The organism is Ectopseudomonas composti, from assembly GCF_900115475.1.
Taxonomy (GTDB): Bacteria; Pseudomonadota; Gammaproteobacteria; order Pseudomonadales; family Pseudomonadaceae; genus Aquipseudomonas; species Aquipseudomonas composti.
The window spans coordinates 379,602-396,172 of record NZ_FOWP01000002.1 but is presented as its reverse complement, the minus strand read 5'-3'; the positions used below and the strand labels follow the sequence as shown (position 1 = coordinate 396,172).

Sequence of the window (16,571 nt, the reverse complement as noted above, 5' to 3'; positions counted from 1 at the left end):
TCAGGCCTCGGTGGCCCGGAGATCGCGCCCACCGTCACGCAGCTTGCCGAGCAAGTGCTCGAGCAACTGCTGTTCGCAGGCGTTGATGAAAAAGTGGTCGCCCTCGAACATCTCCAGCGAGAAGTCCTCGGCGGTTTCGTCCTGCCAGGCTGCCAGCGCATCCACCGACACCCGATCCGCCTTGCCACCCAGCACATGGATCGGGCAACCAAGCAGCGCACGCCGGTAGTAGCGATAACGGCCACAGAGGAGAAAATCGGCGCGCAGCACCGGCAGGGTCAGACTGAGCATTTCCGCATCGTCAAATACGGCTGCAGGGGTTCCCCCCAGGGATCGAAGACGCTGCAGCAACTGCTCATCGCTCAGCTCTTGTGCCAGTTCGAGATGGGTCTCGCGGCGCGACGGCGCCGGGGCTGCCGAGGCAAACAGAGCCTGCGGAGCTGGCATGCCGAGCTGGCGCAGTGCATGGGCCAACTCGAAAGCCAGCAAGCCACCGAGACTGTGGCCAAACAGCGCGTAAGGCTGCCTGAGCGACTCACTCAGCTCAGCCGCGAGCTGATTGGCCAGCGCCTGCATATCGGTCTGCAAGGGTTCATTGAAGCGCCGACCACGCCCAGGCAACTCCAGCGGCAACACCTCGACCCAAGCCGGCAGTGAACGACGCCAACGCGCATAAGCCATCGCGCTGGCACCGGAATATGGCAGGCAGTACAGGTGCAGGCGGCCGGGCATCATCACTGCTCCGCAGCCTGGCCGCTCATCGCCTGACGCAAGCTAAGCGGGCGCATGTCGACCCACTCCCGCTCAACGTAGGCCAGACAATCTGCCTTGCTGCCCCGCTGCTCCGTCTCACGCCAGCCGGCGGGCACAGCCTTGTCGGCAGGCCACAGGGAATACTGCAGCTCGTGATTGACGAGAACCTTGAATGTCGCGTCGTCGCGATCAAATGCCATTTCTATCTCCTTCTCGCCCGGGTTGGGCGCCTTTCCGATGAAGACGAAGGAGAAGAGCTAATAATTAGGATTAACCTATGAGATTAATTATCATAAATCCCAATTGAGAGAATATTCTCATCCGACTGAACGCTTTGATCATGGAATGAGTCAGAGGCAGCGCGACAGTTGATAATAATTATCAACTACATTAGATTTGGCCGCCTCGATACCGGCGCAGGAACCGCCAGGCAGGGCTGAAGACCCGAGCATTGGATTCGCGCCAGATCTACCCCATGTGGACGCCCCTCACGCTCTGGCCGCATAGGAAACATCTCATGCCCAAGACGCTTCCCACTCAGCAGCATCTAACCCTGCACGACCTGTTCGTCACCCGCAGGCACACCTTCATCAACGCGGCAGCGCGTATCCTCGGCTGCCGTAGTCACGCCGAAGACGTGGTGCACGACGCTTACATCAAGCTCAGCACCGCGAGCATGGCGCCTAGCATACAGTCACAAAGCAGTTACTTGCTGCGCGTGGTGCGCAACCTGGCGATTGACCTCTATCGCCGCCAAGCGCTGGAAAAACGTTATTCCGGCAGCGAGGAAGAAGGCCTGTATATCGCGGCCCCTGGCGCCTCACCAGAGACCAGCCACGAGAGTCGAGAGACCTTGGAAATGCTCTCCTCGGCTTTGGCGCAAATGCCCGAACGCACTCGCTACGCCTTCGAGATGTACAAACTGCACGGGCGCACGCAGAACGACATCGCCAAGGAGCTAGGGGTATCACCCACGCTGGTGAATTTCATGGTGCGCGACGCATTGCTGCACTGTCGGCAATCGCTAAAACGCATGGAGAGCAAGGCGCGCTGAATCGAGCAGGGAAGATAAACAACGCGTCCATTGGGCACTGGTGCAAAAGGCCGGAGAGATGGCCCCTGCTGAGCCTCCAAGACCCGTGATAATGGGCCTTGAGCGTTTCACTATTTACAACATGCCCTGACGCCGAAAGCCTCCAACTTCCAGTCGATCCCACTGACTTGCCGGCCTGTTCGCAATTGCTAGTGATACCGCCATGCAGGGCTCGGCAGAAACCGCCATCCACTCCCCCAGCTCAGTCTTCACTGCTGCGGTGTGACGAAAGGACACGGATCGAAGACGGCGCTCCAGCGTCGCTCCTTGGCTACACCCCATACCAGTAGCCTGAGGGCGTACCCCCATGAGTGAATCGCTCGCGCGCCTGACAGGACAAAACAACGAACTTGGAGTGAGTTGCGGGCGGCGGCATCAATACCGCCGCCCTTTCCCGGGACGAGAGCCGTCCTTAGAAGTCGTAGCGCGCAGCCACGCCCAAGGTCATTGGCGCACCAACATCGAGTAGGTCGTCGCTCTGGTTGTTGGTGATGTATTCCTCATCGAAAAGATTGTGCACATAACCGCTGAGGGTCAGGTTGCCGATAGGCAGTTCAGCGTTCAGGTTCACCAGGGTGACGCTGTCGTTGCGACGTACCTTGGTGATTTCACGTGCGTTGTTGGCATCGAAGTTGGAAATGCTCCGCCCCTGGTAAACGACATTGCCACCTATCATCAGGCCGTTATTAAAGGTGTAGTTGGCTCCCAGGTTAGCCATCTGCTTTGGCGCATAGACGAACTCGTAGCCACTGAGATCCACACCATCGCGGACGAAGGACTTGTACTTGGTGTCGTTGTAGGCGAAACCAGCATTGACCAGCAGCTGCGATGTCACCAGATACTCAGCGGAGAACTCCAGGCCCACCATACGGCTCTCGGCAGCGTTGGCTACCTGAGTGGTGCCATCGGCAATATTGCGGAACGACACCTGCTGGTCCTTCCACGTGGTGTGGTAAAGGTTGGCCGTGGTACGCAGGCGGCGGTCCAGCCAGTTGCCACGCCAGGCCAGCTCATAGGTGCTGGTGAACTCAGGATCGTAGCTATCGTGGCGGGCGCGACTGCGAATGTTCACACCACCGCTGCGATAGCCACGCTGCCAGGTCAGACCGAGTACCTGGTTCTCGGTGAGATCATGGCTGATGCCAATCTTCGGCAGCAGCACGCTAGAACTGATGTCTTCGTCTACGACAGGGTCTGTAACGGAGACCACCCGGATCGGATAGTTGATCTTGGTGTTGTTCTTTTCATGATCCCAACGCAGCCCGGTGATCAGTTTCCAGTCGTCCACGAACTCCCAATTAAGCTCACCGAACAAGGCCTGGCTCCTGATCTTGATCTCACCTTTCTGGTTCAGCAACACCGTTCCGTTGTTGACCAATTGATCGTCGATCTCGCCTTTGGAGCGCCCTAGATATACGCCGATTACGCCATCTACACGATCCGAGGCGTAACCCAGGCGAAACTCCTGACTACCCAGGGACTGCTCATGGTGACGGGGAGCGGTCTGGGTGGGGTTGACAGCAGTCGTGCGGTCAAAATCGAGAATGGAGTCGTACTTGGACCAGGTGCCAGAGGTGACGCTGGTCAGAGTCCAGAAGTCGTCCAGACGATAATCGACTTTGGCGGTAGCGGTGTTCTGGTTCAGTGTGTTGTAGGTCTCGGTGTTTTCGTAAATGCTGTAGTAATCGGGCTTGCCGTTAGATGCGGCCGTCGCATTGAGGCCACTGCGCTGCTTGGTGCGGCTGAAGGTCAGCAGCACGTCCATATCGTCGGACGGCAGAATGAGGAACTTGCCTCGAATATTGGACGAGCGCAGCTGGTTGGCGTCCATGTCCAGGAATTCGTTCTCGATATAGCCGTCAGACGTCTGGTAATCGACAGCCAAGCGCCCGGCGATGATGCCATCGACCAAAGAGCCGTTGGCCATGGCCGACGTCCCACGTTCACCATACTTGCCTGCGTTGCTTCTCACCGAGAACTCTGGATCGAACGTCGGATCCTTGCTCTTCATGATGATGGCACCTGCCAGAGAGTTACGTCCCTGGGTGGTCGATTGGGCACCACGGTAAATCTCCACCTGCTCCATGTCCCAGAGCTGCATCGGATTGTGAGTGAGCAAACGATTGACCTGCAGTGCATCGTCGACATAGACGGACACGGCACCGTTCATCGCAGCCGGCCCCTGGTCATCGAATCCACTCACCGGAATACCGCGAATCCCCCAGTTCTCGTTACCCGATTGAGCGTAAACGCCCGGGGTGCGATCCAGCACGCCCTGAAGATCCTGATCGCCATGGATGCGCATGTCTTCACTGGTCACCACCGCAACGCTGGACAGCGTTTTGTCCTGGCTGCGTTGAATCTTCTCCCCTGTGATGACCACTTCCTTGAGCTGCAGGGTTTCCTCTTTCTTGGCCTCTTCGGCTGCCAGCAGCGGAGTCGCAGCCATCAGACCGGACGCTACAGCCAGCGCCAACGTGTTCTTCTTGAATATGATCATCGAGCCGTAGTTCTCATGGGTCTTATTTGGTACCTGAAGGCCGCAACGACATGCTCCAACCTCCCCCTATCCCGACAAAGCGACGGAATACAAATCGCTATCATTTCAACATAATTTGCATTCTTTACAAGAATGATTTGCTTTTATAGTCAAACACAGCATTCTGCCCAGCCTCTCTCAACGATCTGGATGATCAACGGAAATGGATCTGTTACTGCTACTGGCACGCCGCTCCTGGCGTACCCTGCTGATCGCCACCGCCACCGGTCTGGCCTGTGGTCTGGCGGCGGCCGGTCTGATCGCCAACATCAACCACTCCCTGGCCGGTTTCAGCCAGCTACGACCAGCCGATGGGTTGCTGTTCGCCGGCTTGGTGGCACTGGTAGTGACCGCGCGTATCGTCTCCGATGTCAGCCTGCTGCGGCTGGGGCAAACGGCGGTCAGCGACATGCGTCTGCACCTGAGCGGCAAGCTGATCGATACGCCCTATCCGCGCTTGCAACGCCTGGGCAAGCACCGCCTGCTGGCGATGCTCACCGACGATACGCAGACCATCAGCCAAGCCGTCGAACTGGTTCCGATCCTGCTGGTCAACAGCGGCATCGTGCTGGCCTGCCTGGGCTACCTGGGCTGGCTCAGCCTGCCGCTGCTGGGGCTCACCGTCGCCCTGATCCTGCTCGGTGCTGCTAGCTTTCATTGGCCACAGCGCAAGGCCCTGACCTCCATCGGCAAGGCGCGTGAACTGAAAGATCAGTTGTTTGACCAGTACCGCCTGCTCACCGACGGCAGCAAGGAGCTCCAGCTCAACCACTCACGTCGCGTGCAATTCTTCGAGCGCCTGCTCTACCCCATCAGCCAGCAGTACCGCCGCGACTTCGTGCGCGGCATGAGCATCTACGCTCTGGTGCTCAACTGGGGCAATGGCATCTTCTATCTGCTGATCGGTACGGTACTGTTCCTCGCGCCACAGTTCATCGATTTGAGTGCCACGTTGGTGACCGGCTATATCCTCAGCCTGCTGTACATGATCACGCCACTATCGGAACTGATGAACGCCCTGCCCACCCTGGGCCGGGCCAGCGTCTCACTGCGCAAGATCCGCGCCCTCGAAGGGCAGTTGGAGGTAGCCGGCACACCAGGCGACGGCCTGGTGCCTGCACGTAGCGTGGGCTCGCTGAGCTGCCACGAGGTGCGCCATACCTACTACCGTGAAGGCGAGGACGGCCGCTTCACCCTTGGCCCGTTCGACCTCGAACTGCGCGCCGGCGAGGTGGTTTTCATCACTGGCGGCAACGGCAGCGGCAAGACCACCCTGGCCTTGCTGCTGACCGGGTTGTACCAGCCCGAGGGCGGTGACCTGCTGCTCGACGGCCAGGTATCCTCAAGCACCCAGAATCATCTCTACCGCCAACATTTCTCGGCGATCTTCACCGACTTCTGTCTGTTCGAGCATCTGCTTGACGGCGACGACCCGCAACTGATGCAGCAAGCCCGTGACTACCTGGCGCACCTGCAACTGGCACACAAGGTCAATATCGACGGCGGGCGCCTGTCCACACTGGATCTGTCCACCGGTCAGCGCAAGCGCCTGGCCCTGCTCGCCGCCTACCTCGATGACCGCCCCTGCTACCTGTTCGACGAGTGGGCGGCGGATCAGGACCCAGTGTTCAAGCGCTTCTTCTATACCAAGATCCTTCCTGACCTGCGCCAACGCGGCAAACTGGTGATCGTGATTTCCCACGACGATGCCTACTTCTCGCTTGCAGACCGGCTGATCAAGGTGGATCAGGGCAGCGTGTCCGAAGCCAGCCCCAGCCGCTCGCGGCAGCTTTCAACCGAGGAATGCTGAGCCATGCATTCCGAAGTGTTATCCAGCCAGCCCGCCTCACTCTCGCCGTGGATCCACACCCGCCCGCTGCCCGCTGCTCGCCTACGCCTGTTCTGCTTCCCGTTCGCCGGCGGCAGTGCCGGCAGTTTCATGCCCTGGTTTACGCAACTGGCGCCGCACGTCCAGCTCTGTGCCATCCAGTTACCAGGACGTGGCGCGCGCTTCGGCGAGCCGCCCGTGCATGACTTCGCCACACTGATCGAACGCCTGGGCGAGGTCATCGCCGGGTATGACGACCTCCCCTACGCCTTCTTCGGCCACAGCCTCGGCGCTCTGGTCGCCTTCGAACTGGCGCATCACTGCGTCAGGCGTGGACTGGCGCCGCCACGCCATCTATTCGTCTCGGCCAGCGGCGCACCGCGTCACCGCGTTGGTGCGCCGCGCTACGATCTGCTGAGCGATGGTGAACTGCTGATCAAACTGCGCGGCTACGCCGGCACACCTCCCGAGGTGCTGGCGAACCAGGAACTGATGGCCCTGCTGCTACCGGCCATTCGCGCCGACTTCGCCCTGCTGCGCCATTATCGCTACCAGCCGCGCCCGCGCCTGGACGTACCAATGAGCGTGCTGGCCGGACAAGACGACGCCCATGTAGGCCAAGAAACGCTGCACGACTGGCAGGCGGAAAACCGTGCAGGCTGCGCACTGCATCGCTTCGAGGGCGGCCATTTCTTCGTCTTCGAGCAGCCAGAACAGGTGTTGGAATTGGTGAAGCGGAAGCTGGACGAGGCGCTGTAATGACATCGGCAAATCGAGGCGTCGCCGAGATGGCGCAGTAGTCCGAATGAAATCAGGGAAATTGCCTTCCGCTAGGCAATCCGCCCGGATTGCCTCGGGCTAAGCGCCTGGATAACGCGAGCGAACTAGCCCTCTGCGCCGTAGATGTAGCGCAGATAGTTCGCCTGCTCCGCCTGCGGCAAGCGATGCAACTTCGGGCAGGACTCGCACAGCACCTGTGGCTTGTCGACCACTGGGGCATGCAACTGGTAATGCAGGCAGCAATGACGACGCAGGGGAATGCGTGCGCATACCTCTGGCGCCGGCGAATCCACCATCCACTGCAGGCTTCTCGGTTTGATCCGCCCGTCAGCGACCACGGCCCGCTCCAGCCAGCGATGAGCCTCGGCGAAGCCTTCACGTTCCAGGTTGGTGTCAAGGCGAGCGAAGGCGCCATCCCAGATGGCGGCAAAGTTGCCCCAAAGTACCTTCGGCGCCAATCCCCCCCAAGCTGCAATGCCAGCGAACAGCGGTTCCAGGTGTTCATGCAGCAGGCGCGCCCAGTAATCATCTCGCTGCTGGGCAGCAAGCGAAGCCGGTAGCGTCGGCAGCCACAGCGCTCGCGGCTGACCAGCGTCATGCAACAACGCGACCTCCTGCTCCCAGAAGGCGATACCTCGCTCGCGCGTCAACACGGCCGCCAGCATGGCCGGCAACATGACACTGAGGTAGTTCATCGACCATTGAGAGGCGACTGGAGGGCGCTTGATACCGGGATAGAGCTCGGCGAAGCGTTCGAGCATGGGATACAACACGCTTATCTCTGCCAACTCAGGCAGCGCCACCGACGCCAGCCCCTGGCGTTCGACCTGTATCACACGCTGGATGGGTGGCCATGCTTGGCACAACCAGTCCGGTAGTTCGATGGCTGGCCTCCGCCACAGTGGGTCAAAAATGATGAGAACGATTAGCGTTGATGGTAAAGCTGCCCCTCTATAAACTCAACGCGTTTTATGCTGGGCAACTTGAGGCCACATGCAGACATTACGTGATTTCTGGTTGCTCGCCCGGCCGTTCTGGTCGTCTGCCGAAAAACGCCCCGCCTTCCTACTGCTGTTCGGCACGATCCTGATGAACCTGTGTCTGGTCGGGGTCAACCTGCTGTACAACTTCTGGAACCTGCACTTCTACAACGCCCTGCAGGCGCTCGACTACGATGCCTTCCTGATCGGCGGAGTGCAGTTCCTCTTCCTGCAACTGGGCCTGGCCACGTTCACCGTGGCCGCCTTCCACTTCCAGCAGAAACTCACTCTGCGCTGGCGCCGCTGGGCCACCGAGAACACCCTGCAGCTATGGCTGCAACGCCATCGCTACCTCAAGCTGCAGCTCGGCGTGCCAGAGACGGACAACCCCGACCAGCGCATCGCCGATGACATCAACCTGCTCATCAGCCTGTCGCTGAAGCTCAGCCTGGGCCTGATGACCGCTCTGGTCTCGCTGTTCTCCTTCCTGCATATCCTCTGGCAGGCTTCAAGCCTGGTGAAGATTCCCTTCGCCGGCGAGGAGCTGGTGATCCCCGGCCTCTTGGTGTGGGCCGCCCTGCTCTACTCCATCCTCGGCACCGGCGGCGCCTTCTGGTTGGGGCGCACATTGCCGCGCCTGAACTTCATTCAGCAGCGCCGTGAAGCGGACTTCCGCTTCGCCATGATGCGCCTGCGCGAAAACGCCGAGGCCGTGGCCCAGTACCGGGGTGAGAGCGAAGAGCATGCCCGTTTCAGCCAACGCCTGGGCGCCGCGCTGGAGAACTTCTGGGCCTTGGTGAAGCAGCAGAAGATCGTGCTCGGCTACTCCACCTTCTACATGCGCAGCGCCATGATCATTCCCATGTTCATCATGGCCCCGCAATTCTTCGCTGGCGCCTTCCCTCTCGGCCGCCTGACGCAGCTCAGCGCGGCATTTGGCGAGGTGCACGAGGCCATGGCCTATCTGGTCAAGGTGTTCCCCGAGGTGGCCGAGTGGAAAGCGGTGGTCGATCGCCTGATCGGTTTCCAGCGACGCCTGGACCAGGTCAGCGATGGGGGGGGCGTCTGCCTCGAGCACAATGCTGAAGGGTTCGAAGCCACAGGTCTTTCGCTCTGGCTGCCGGATGGCCAGACGCTGCTCACCGATGTCGAACTGCGCCTGCAGCCCGGTGAAAGCCTGCTGATCAGGGCCCCGTCCGGCTTCGGCAAGTCCACACTGATACGAGCGCTGACCGGCATCTGGAACCATGCCAGCGGCGTGGCACGCTACGATCTGGGCAGCACCCTTACCCTGGCACAGAAGCCCTACCTGCCGCTCGGCACCCTGCGCGACATGCTCTGGTATCCCTCGGCGACGCATCCGCAGGACGATCCCCGCCTGCTGGAGGCGATGCACCAGTGCGGCCTCGACCACCTGAGTGCACGCCTGGATAGCGAACTCGACTGGTCGCAGACCCTGAGCATCGGTGAACAACAGCGCTGCGCCTTCGTGCGCGCCCTGCTATTGCGCCCGCAGGTGCTGTTCCTTGATGAAAGCAGCTCGGCACTGGATGAAGAAAGCGAAAGGCGCTGCTACACGCAACTGCGCCATGCCTTACCGGACGCCATCATCATCAGCGTCGGCCATCGCGCCTCGCTGGAAGCGTTGCATACCCGCACCCTGGATCTGCTGCCCGTACAACGCTTGGACCAGGAATTGGAATACGCCTGAACCAGCCCTGCGCATCTGGCTACCAGACAGGAGGCCATCAACGAAAAAGCCGGCTGCAGTAGCCGGCTTTTTCGTTGCTAAGTCGATGGCGTCCCCTGCTGGAATCGAACCAGCATCTAGCCCTTAGGAGGGGCTTATTCTATCCGTTGAACTAAGGGGACACGGCCGTATTGGCTACGACCGGGCCGCATCTTAGCGGCGGCGCGCACATTTGTCATGCCGCCACCGCTCACTTCCTAACGCTGCCAACCCTGGGAAACCACCTTGGTGGTCGTTGCAGCGCGCACCGGTTGCAGGCCGCCACGCAAGCGCTCCAGTGCCATACGATCGGCAATCGCGGTGGTGGTCTCACCCTCGCGCTCAGCGCGCTGGAAGATTTCCGTCAGGGTCGGGCCGAGGCCTTCGATATGCGCCTTGAGTTCGGCGGCGCTGCCACCGGTGCGCTCGTAGCAGACATCGATGATGCCGCCGGCATTGATCGCGTAATCCGGCGCGTACAGGCATTCGCGGCGGCGCAGCAGCTCGGCGAGGCTGGCGTCGGCCAACTGGTTGTTGGCCGCACCAGCGATGATCGGCGCGCGCAGGGCTTCCAGCGTCTGCAGGTTGATGATGGCGCCCAGTGCACACGGCGCGAACACGTCCACGTCGAGGCGGTAGATGTCGTGCTGGCCGACCGCAGTAGCGCCCAACTGGCCCACTGCGCGCTGCACGTTGGCTTCGAATATATCCGTCACCCACAACTGCGCACCGGCCTCCTTGAGCAACTTGGCCAGGCCGAAGCCGACCTGGCCGACGCCCTGGATGGCCACACGCACGCCCTTGAGATCCTGGCGGCCAAGGCGATGCGCCACGGCCGCCTGAATGCCGATAAATACCCCATAGGCGGTCGAGGGTGACGGATCACCGTCACGGCTGCCACCACCAAAAGCTTCACGCTGCCCTGCGCCCGCCACGTGGCGAGTGCGCTCGGCCATGATGCGCATCTCGGCCACACCAGTGCCTGAATCCGCCGCGGTGACATAGCGCCCGCCCAGGCTGTCGACGAAATCACCCATGGCCTGGAACAGCGCCTCGCTCTTGCCGGTGTGCGGGTCGCCGATGATCACCGCCTTGCCGCCACCGAGCGGCAAACGCGCCAGCGCCGATTTGTAGGTCATGCCGCGCGACAGGCGCAGCACGTCGCGCAGTGCCTCCTCGTCCGTGGCGTAGTTCCACATGCGGCAGCCGCCCAATGCAGGGCCGAGGGTGCTGTCGTGAATGGCGATGATGGCTTTCAGACCGCTGGCCTTGTCGTGGCCGTAGACCACTTGTTCGTGCTGATCGAAGTCGACGTGATTGAAGACGGACATCGGGTTACCTCGGATGTAAAAAGCCGCCCCTCCCCCGTATGGGAGAGGGTGGCAAAGGGGATGAGTGAGCGGTCAGGCTGCTGGTTCGAACAGCTGTACCGCGGCGATCTCGCTGACGGTCAGGCGTGCCTTGAGCTGGCTCGCCTGTTCGCGCGCCTTGGCCAGCGCCGCTTCCTTGACGTGGCCGTAACCGCGGACCTGCTCGGGAATTTCGGCCAGCGCCACTGCCGTGCGGTAGTTTCCGGCATTGAGCTCACCCAGCAGGTAGGCCACGTTGGCTTCGTATTCCTCGATTAGCTCGCGCTCCAGGCGACGCTCGGCGCTGTGACCGAACGGATCGAGCGCGCTGCCACGCAGGAACTTGAAGCGCGCAAGCACGCCGAACGCCTTGAGCATCCAGGGGCCGAAGCTGCGCTTGCGGGGTTGGCCGGTGACCGCATCCGGCTTGCTCAGCCAGCTCGGCGCCAGGTGGAACTGCAGCTGGTAGTCGCCTTCGAACTGCGCTTCGAGCTGCTTGCGGAAGGTCGCATCGCTGTACAGCCGCGCCACTTCATACTCGTCCTTGTAGGCCAGCAGCTTGAAGTAGTAGCGCGCCACGGCCTTGCTCAGGTGCTGCTGAGCGTCGGTATCGACCTTGCGTACACGCTCGACCAGCTCGCGATAGCGCTCGGCATACGCGGCGTTCTGGTAGGCGGTCAGGCGCTGCACACGGTCGGCGACGATCTCCTCCAGCGTGCTGCAATGCGGCGCTTCGACGACCTTGGGCGCGGCGAGTTTTTCCACTGCAGCCAGGTCATGCGCGGCGCGACGCCCCCAGAGGAATGCCTGCTGGTTGAGTTGAACGGACACGCCGTTGAGCTCGATGGCCTTGTTCAGCGCCTCTGCCGATACCGGCACCAGGCCCTGCTGATAGGCGTAACCGAGCATGAACAGGTTGGTGGCGATACTGTCACCGAGCAGGCGAGTGGCCAGGCGCGTGGCGTCGACGAATCGGGTCTTGCCCTCGCCCACCGCCTCGCTGAGCGCTTCGCGCATGGCTGCGCCAGGCACCTGGGCATCCGGGTTGCGGGTGAATTCGGCGGTGGCCGCTTCATGGCTGTTGATCACCGCATGGGCGATCTTGTCGTTGAGCTTGGCCAGCGCCTCCTCACTGGACGACACCACCAGGTCGCAGCCCAGCAGCAGGTCAGTTTCCCCGGCGGCGATGCGCACCGCGTAGATATCGCCCTGCCGCGCAGCGATGCGGATATGGGTGATCACCGGGCCGAATTTCTGCGCAAGGCCTGCCTGGTCGAGCACGGTGCAGCCCTTGCCTTCGATATGCGCCGCCATGCCCAACAGCGCGCCAACGGTGGTCACGCCGCTGCCGCCAACACCCGGCAGGAGGATGTTCCAAGGCCGGTTCAGGGCCGGTTGTTTTGGCTCCGGCAAGGCGATGAACAGCGCGCCCAGGCCAACGGCCTCAGGCTTGCGCAGGCTGCCGCCATGCACGGTGACGAAGCTCGGGCAGAAGCCCTCCAGGCAGCTGAAGTCCTTGTTGCAGGCGTTCTGGTCAATCTCGCGCTTGCGTCCCAGCTCGGTTTCCAGCGGCAGCACCGACAGGCAGTTGGACTTGACGCTGCAATCACCGCAGCCCTCGCATACCGCCGGGTTGATGAACGCACGCTTGGCCGGATCGACCAGCTTGCCGCGCTTACGCCGACGACGCTTTTCGGTGGCGCAAGTCTGATCGTAGAGGATCACCGAACAGCCCTTGACCTCGCGCAGCTCGCGCTGCACGGCGTCCAGTTCGCGGCGGTGATGGAAGGTGACGCCTGGGGCGAAGGTGGCGCGGGTCGGATACTTGTCCGGCTCGTCACTGACCAAGGCGATACGTTTGACGCCCTCGGCATGCACCTGCTGGCTGAGTTGGTCGATACGCAGCTCGCCGTCGATGGGCTGGCCGCCGGTCATCGCCACCGCATCGTTGTAGAGAATCTTGTAGGTGATGTTGACCCCGGCGGCCACGGCTGCGCGCAAAGCCAGGTGGCCGGAGTGGAAGTAGGTGCCGTCACCGAGGTTCTGGAACACGTGCGGCGTATCGGTGAATGGCGCCTGGCCGATCCAGGTGGCTCCCTCGCCGCCCATCTGGGTGAAGGTGTCGGTGCTGCGATCCATCCATTGAGTCATGTAGTGGCAACCGATGCCACCGAGAGCACGGCTGCCTTCCGGAACCTTGGTCGAGCTGTTATGCGGGCAGCCGGAGCAGAAATGCGGCGTGCGCGCAGTCTTGTGCTTGGGCGCAGCCAGGGCCTTCTCCTTGGCATCGAGGAAGGCCAGCCGCTCCTCGATAGTCGGGCTGCTGTAGATCGGCGCGAGGCGCTTGGCGATCACCCGAGCAATCATCGCTGGGGTCAGCTCGGCCAGGTTGGGCAACAGCGAATTACCCTGCTCGTCGAACTCGCCGACCACGCGCGGGCGCTTGCCCACCGGCCAGTTGTAGAGCTGACCGGTGAGCTGGTCTTCGATGATGCTGCGTTTTTCTTCCACCACCAGAATTTCGTCCAGCCCCTCGGCGAAGCCATGCACCGACACCGGCTCCAGAGGCCAGCTCATGCCGACCTTGAGCACACGCAAGCCGACCTTGGCGCACAGCGCTTCGTCCAGGCCTAGATCATCCAGAGCCTGACGCACATCGAGGTAGGACTTGCCGGTGGTGATGATGCCCAGACGCGGGTTGGGCGAATCGAGCTTGACCTGGTTGAGGTTGTTGGCCAGGGCGAAGGCGCGCGCGGCGTAGATCTTGTAGACGTTGAGGCGTTTTTCTTGGGCCAGGGGCGGATCGGGCCAACGGATGTGCACGCCGTCTTCGGGCAGCTGGAAATCCTCGGGAATCTTGATCTGGATACGCAGTGGGTCGACGTCCACCACAGCCGAAGAGTCGACGTTCTCGGCAATGGTCTTTAGCGCCACCCAGCAGCCGCTGTAGCGCGACAGCTCCCAGCCGATAATGCCGTAGTCGAGCACTTCCTGGACGTTGGCCGGGTTGAGTACCGGCATCGACGCAGCGATGAACGCATGCTCGCTCTGGTGGGCGATGGTCGAGGACTTGCAGCCATGGTCGTCGCCGGCCAGCACCAGCACACCGCCATGCTTGGAAACGCCGGCCGAGTTGCCATGCTTGAATACGTCACCACTGCGGTCGACGCCGGGCCCCTTGCCGTACCACATGGCGAACACGCCGTCGTAGCGCGCGCCAGGGAACAGGTTGGCCTGCTGGCTGCCCCATACCGCCGTCGCACCCAGCTCTTCGTTGACGCCGGGCTGGAAGTGGATGTGGTTTTCTTTCAGGTACTCGCGCGCATCCCAAAGGCTCTTATCCAGGCCGCCCAGGGGCGAGCCACGATAGCCGGAGATGAAGCAGGCGGTATTGAGTCCGAAGGCGGCGTCACGCTGCTTTTGCAGCATGGGCAGGCGGGTGAGCGCCTGAGTGCCAGTCAGGTAAAGGTGACCAGTAGCGAGGCGGTATTTGTCATCCAGGCGGATTTCGGCCAGTGACATGGAGCGCTCCTTTTATTCTTATGGCGAGCACGAGGAGCGCGACGGTAAACACGCTCCGTTGATTTCCACGACAGGATCACTGCGGCGGATTTGCCTAAATCATGACCGGAGGGTTCCGCTTTTTTCTTTCTATTTTTGAGTAGCGAAGGCGATACTTCGCATGATCCTTCCAACAATCACAATAAATTGGAAAAAATCATGCAGGAAAAGCTCAGCCCCATCGACCGCCGGATTCTCCGCCTGCTGCAGCACAATGCCGACCTCTCCGCCGCCGAGGTGGCGGAAAAGGTCGAGCTGTCGCAGTCGCCCTGCTGGCGGCGGATCAACCGCATGCAGGAAGAGGGATTGATCGAACGCAAGGTCGCCCTGCTCAACCACAAGCGCCTGGGCTTCGGCATCACGGTGTTCGTCGACATCAAGCTGTCGGCCCATGGTCGCGGCAATCTGGATGAGTTCGAGCAAGCAGTGGTGGGCTACCCGCAGGTGCTGGAGTGCTACAGCATGGCCGGCGGCTCGGATTACCTGCTCAAGGTGGTGGCCAAGGACATCGCCGATTACGAGCGTTTTCTGCGTGACCACCTGCTGCAGCGCCCGCACGTGCACGAAGCGCACTCGCATATCGCCATGAGCGAGGTCAAACGCACCACCGAGCTACCGCTGGATTAAGACTGGCCCTGGCGGCTAATGCCAGTCAGTTAAGTGTCGGGATACAGTTAGGTAGGCGCACCGAAATGCCGGTGTTGCCGTCATTGGTGCGCACGGCGCACCCTACAAAGGCCATCCGTGCCAAACATTACGTCTATCGGCATTAGGCCTGGCGCCTGGCCTTGCGCGCCCGCAGAGCCGCCAGTAGCGATGGGCCGAGCGCGGTGAGTGCCGAGCCCAGCACCACCACCACGGCGCCGGCGTAGGCGATCCAGTTGACCTGCTCAGGCAGCACGTGGTCTGGCCACCAGGTCGAGGCCAGCGCCACGGAGACGAAAGTCACCAGCGGCGTCAGCGCCAGGGTCGCGCTGACCCGCGAAGCCTCCCAATGCGCCAGGGCCTCGGCGAAGGCGCCATAGGCCACCAGGGTATTCAGGCAGCAAGCCAGCAGCAGCCAACCCTGCAGCGGGCTCAATTGCAGCGCTTGTAGCGGCTGCGCCCAAGGCGTCAGCAACAGCGCGCAAGCCAGGTAGATGACCATCATCACCTGCACCGAATTCCACTTGGTCAGCAGCTGCTTCTGCGCCAGGCCATAGAACGTCCAGACGAAAGCAGCCGCCAGCACGGTCAGCACCCCGGTGGTGTAGGTGGTCAGCGAAGTCAGCAGCTCACCCAGGCGCTGATTGAAGAACAGGCCGAAGCCCAGCAACATCACCATCAAGCCAAGCGCCTGGCCCAGGCTGAAGCGCTCGCGAAAGACGAACAGGCTGCTGATCAGCAGCAGGATTGGAGCGACCTGGATCACCAGTTGCGTGGTGCCGGGGCTGAGCAAATTGAGCCCGACCAGATACAGCACGTAGTTGGCCGTCAGCCCGCCGATGGCCAGCGCCAGCAGCCAACCGCCCTTGCGCCCCAACGGACGAAAACGCGGCAACCGACGGCTCGCGGCAAGGTAGGCAAACAGCAGAGAACCTGCCACGGCCAGGCGATACCAGGTGACCGTTACCGGATCCATGACCTGGAGAACTTCTTTCAGCTTGATTGGCAGGATGCCCCAGAGCACGGAAGTGATCAGGGCGAGCAGCAGGCCGTACATCCAACGGCCGGAGGAAATGTGCATGGCAACCTCGGGCAGGCAGCCAACAGAGCATGTCGACCGCAGCAGAGCATTCTAGGAGAGGCATGCACACCGGCACAGCAACAGTTCAGCCCGGTTGCCGAACGAAACTGTACTGCTCGACATTCGCAAAACGCCAGCCAACCGGCGTCAAAAACACAGAAAATCCGGCAAAACCTGCTAAAAATCCGCCAAAGTCGACCATCTGTCGTTTTGCCAAGCAGACCGTATTGCCC

At 61.6% G+C, this 16,571-nt stretch carries 12 protein-coding genes and 1 tRNA gene; 5 read left to right on the top strand and 8 right to left on the bottom strand.

Features of this window, described 5'->3' with window-relative positions:
* A complete protein-coding gene (locus BM059_RS05475; RefSeq protein WP_074937435.1) occupies positions 1-732 on the bottom strand; it encodes a thioesterase II family protein in 732 nt (243 codons plus the stop codon).
* A 2-nt stretch (positions 733-734) separates the two neighbouring features.
* Complete coding sequence (locus BM059_RS05470) at positions 735-953, bottom strand: MbtH family protein (protein WP_074937277.1); 219 nt, start codon at positions 951-953, stop codon at positions 735-737.
* Between the two features lie 317 nt (positions 954-1,270).
* Between BM059_RS05470 and BM059_RS05465 the strand changes: the two genes are divergently transcribed.
* Positions 1,271-1,807, top strand: a complete 537-nt coding sequence (locus BM059_RS05465) for an RNA polymerase factor sigma-70 (protein WP_074937275.1) — start codon at positions 1,271-1,273, stop codon at positions 1,805-1,807.
* Positions 1,808-2,258: 451 nt separating this feature from the next.
* On the opposite strand, the gene BM059_RS05460 is transcribed toward BM059_RS05465, so the two are convergent.
* On the bottom strand, positions 2,259-4,346 hold the full coding sequence (locus BM059_RS05460; protein ID WP_074937272.1) for a TonB-dependent receptor: 2,088 nt from the start codon (positions 4,344-4,346) through the stop codon (positions 2,259-2,261).
* 202 nt (positions 4,347-4,548) lie between these two features.
* Here BM059_RS05460 and BM059_RS05455 point away from each other — a divergent pair, with 202 nt between their 5' ends.
* Together BM059_RS05455 and BM059_RS05450 are read left to right on the top strand one after the other, a co-directional pair.
* Entirely contained in the window at positions 4,549-6,195 is a 1,647-nt protein-coding gene (locus tag BM059_RS05455; protein WP_074937269.1) for a cyclic peptide export ABC transporter, read from the top strand.
* 3 nt (positions 6,196-6,198) lie between these two features.
* On the top strand, positions 6,199-6,972 hold the full coding sequence (locus BM059_RS05450) for a thioesterase II family protein (RefSeq protein ID WP_074937267.1): 774 nt from the start codon (positions 6,199-6,201) through the stop codon (positions 6,970-6,972).
* Positions 6,973-7,097: 125 nt separating this feature from the next.
* Here the strand turns inward: BM059_RS05450 and fhuF are convergent, their stop codons facing one another.
* Positions 7,098-7,754 (bottom strand): siderophore-iron reductase FhuF, encoded by a 657-nt coding sequence (fhuF, locus tag BM059_RS05445; RefSeq protein WP_074937264.1) that lies wholly within the window; start codon positions 7,752-7,754, stop codon positions 7,098-7,100.
* A gap of 232 nt (positions 7,755-7,986) precedes the next feature.
* Here fhuF and BM059_RS05440 point away from each other — a divergent pair, with 232 nt between their 5' ends.
* Positions 7,987-9,684 (top strand): ABC transporter ATP-binding protein/permease, encoded by a 1,698-nt coding sequence (locus BM059_RS05440; protein ID WP_074937262.1) that lies wholly within the window; start codon positions 7,987-7,989, stop codon positions 9,682-9,684.
* A gap of 86 nt (positions 9,685-9,770) precedes the next feature.
* Here the strand turns inward: BM059_RS05440 and BM059_RS05435 are convergent.
* From BM059_RS05435 to BM059_RS05425, 3 genes are all read right to left on the bottom strand, one after another.
* Positions 9,771-9,845, bottom strand: a tRNA-Arg gene (locus BM059_RS05435).
* Positions 9,846-9,920: 75 nt separating this feature from the next.
* A complete protein-coding gene (locus tag BM059_RS05430; protein ID WP_074937259.1) occupies positions 9,921-11,033 on the bottom strand; it encodes a Leu/Phe/Val dehydrogenase in 1,113 nt (370 codons plus the stop codon).
* 72 nt (positions 11,034-11,105) lie between these two features.
* Positions 11,106-14,573 carry an indolepyruvate ferredoxin oxidoreductase family protein gene (locus BM059_RS05425; RefSeq protein ID WP_074937256.1) on the bottom strand — a complete coding sequence of 1,156 codons (3,468 nt, stop codon included), beginning with the start codon at positions 14,571-14,573 and terminating at the stop codon, positions 11,106-11,108.
* Positions 14,574-14,771: 198 nt separating this feature from the next.
* On the opposite strand from BM059_RS05425, the gene BM059_RS05420 reads away from it, so the two are divergent.
* Entirely contained in the window at positions 14,772-15,239 is a 468-nt protein-coding gene (locus BM059_RS05420) for an Lrp/AsnC family transcriptional regulator (protein WP_037001397.1), read from the top strand.
* Between the two features lie 142 nt (positions 15,240-15,381).
* Here the strand turns inward: BM059_RS05420 and BM059_RS05415 are convergent, their stop codons facing one another.
* The gene (locus tag BM059_RS05415) at positions 15,382-16,338 is read right to left on the bottom strand and encodes a DMT family transporter (protein WP_074937253.1); all 957 of its coding nucleotides are present in this window, start codon (positions 16,336-16,338) and stop codon (positions 15,382-15,384) included.
* Positions 16,339-16,571 lie beyond the last annotated feature (233 nt).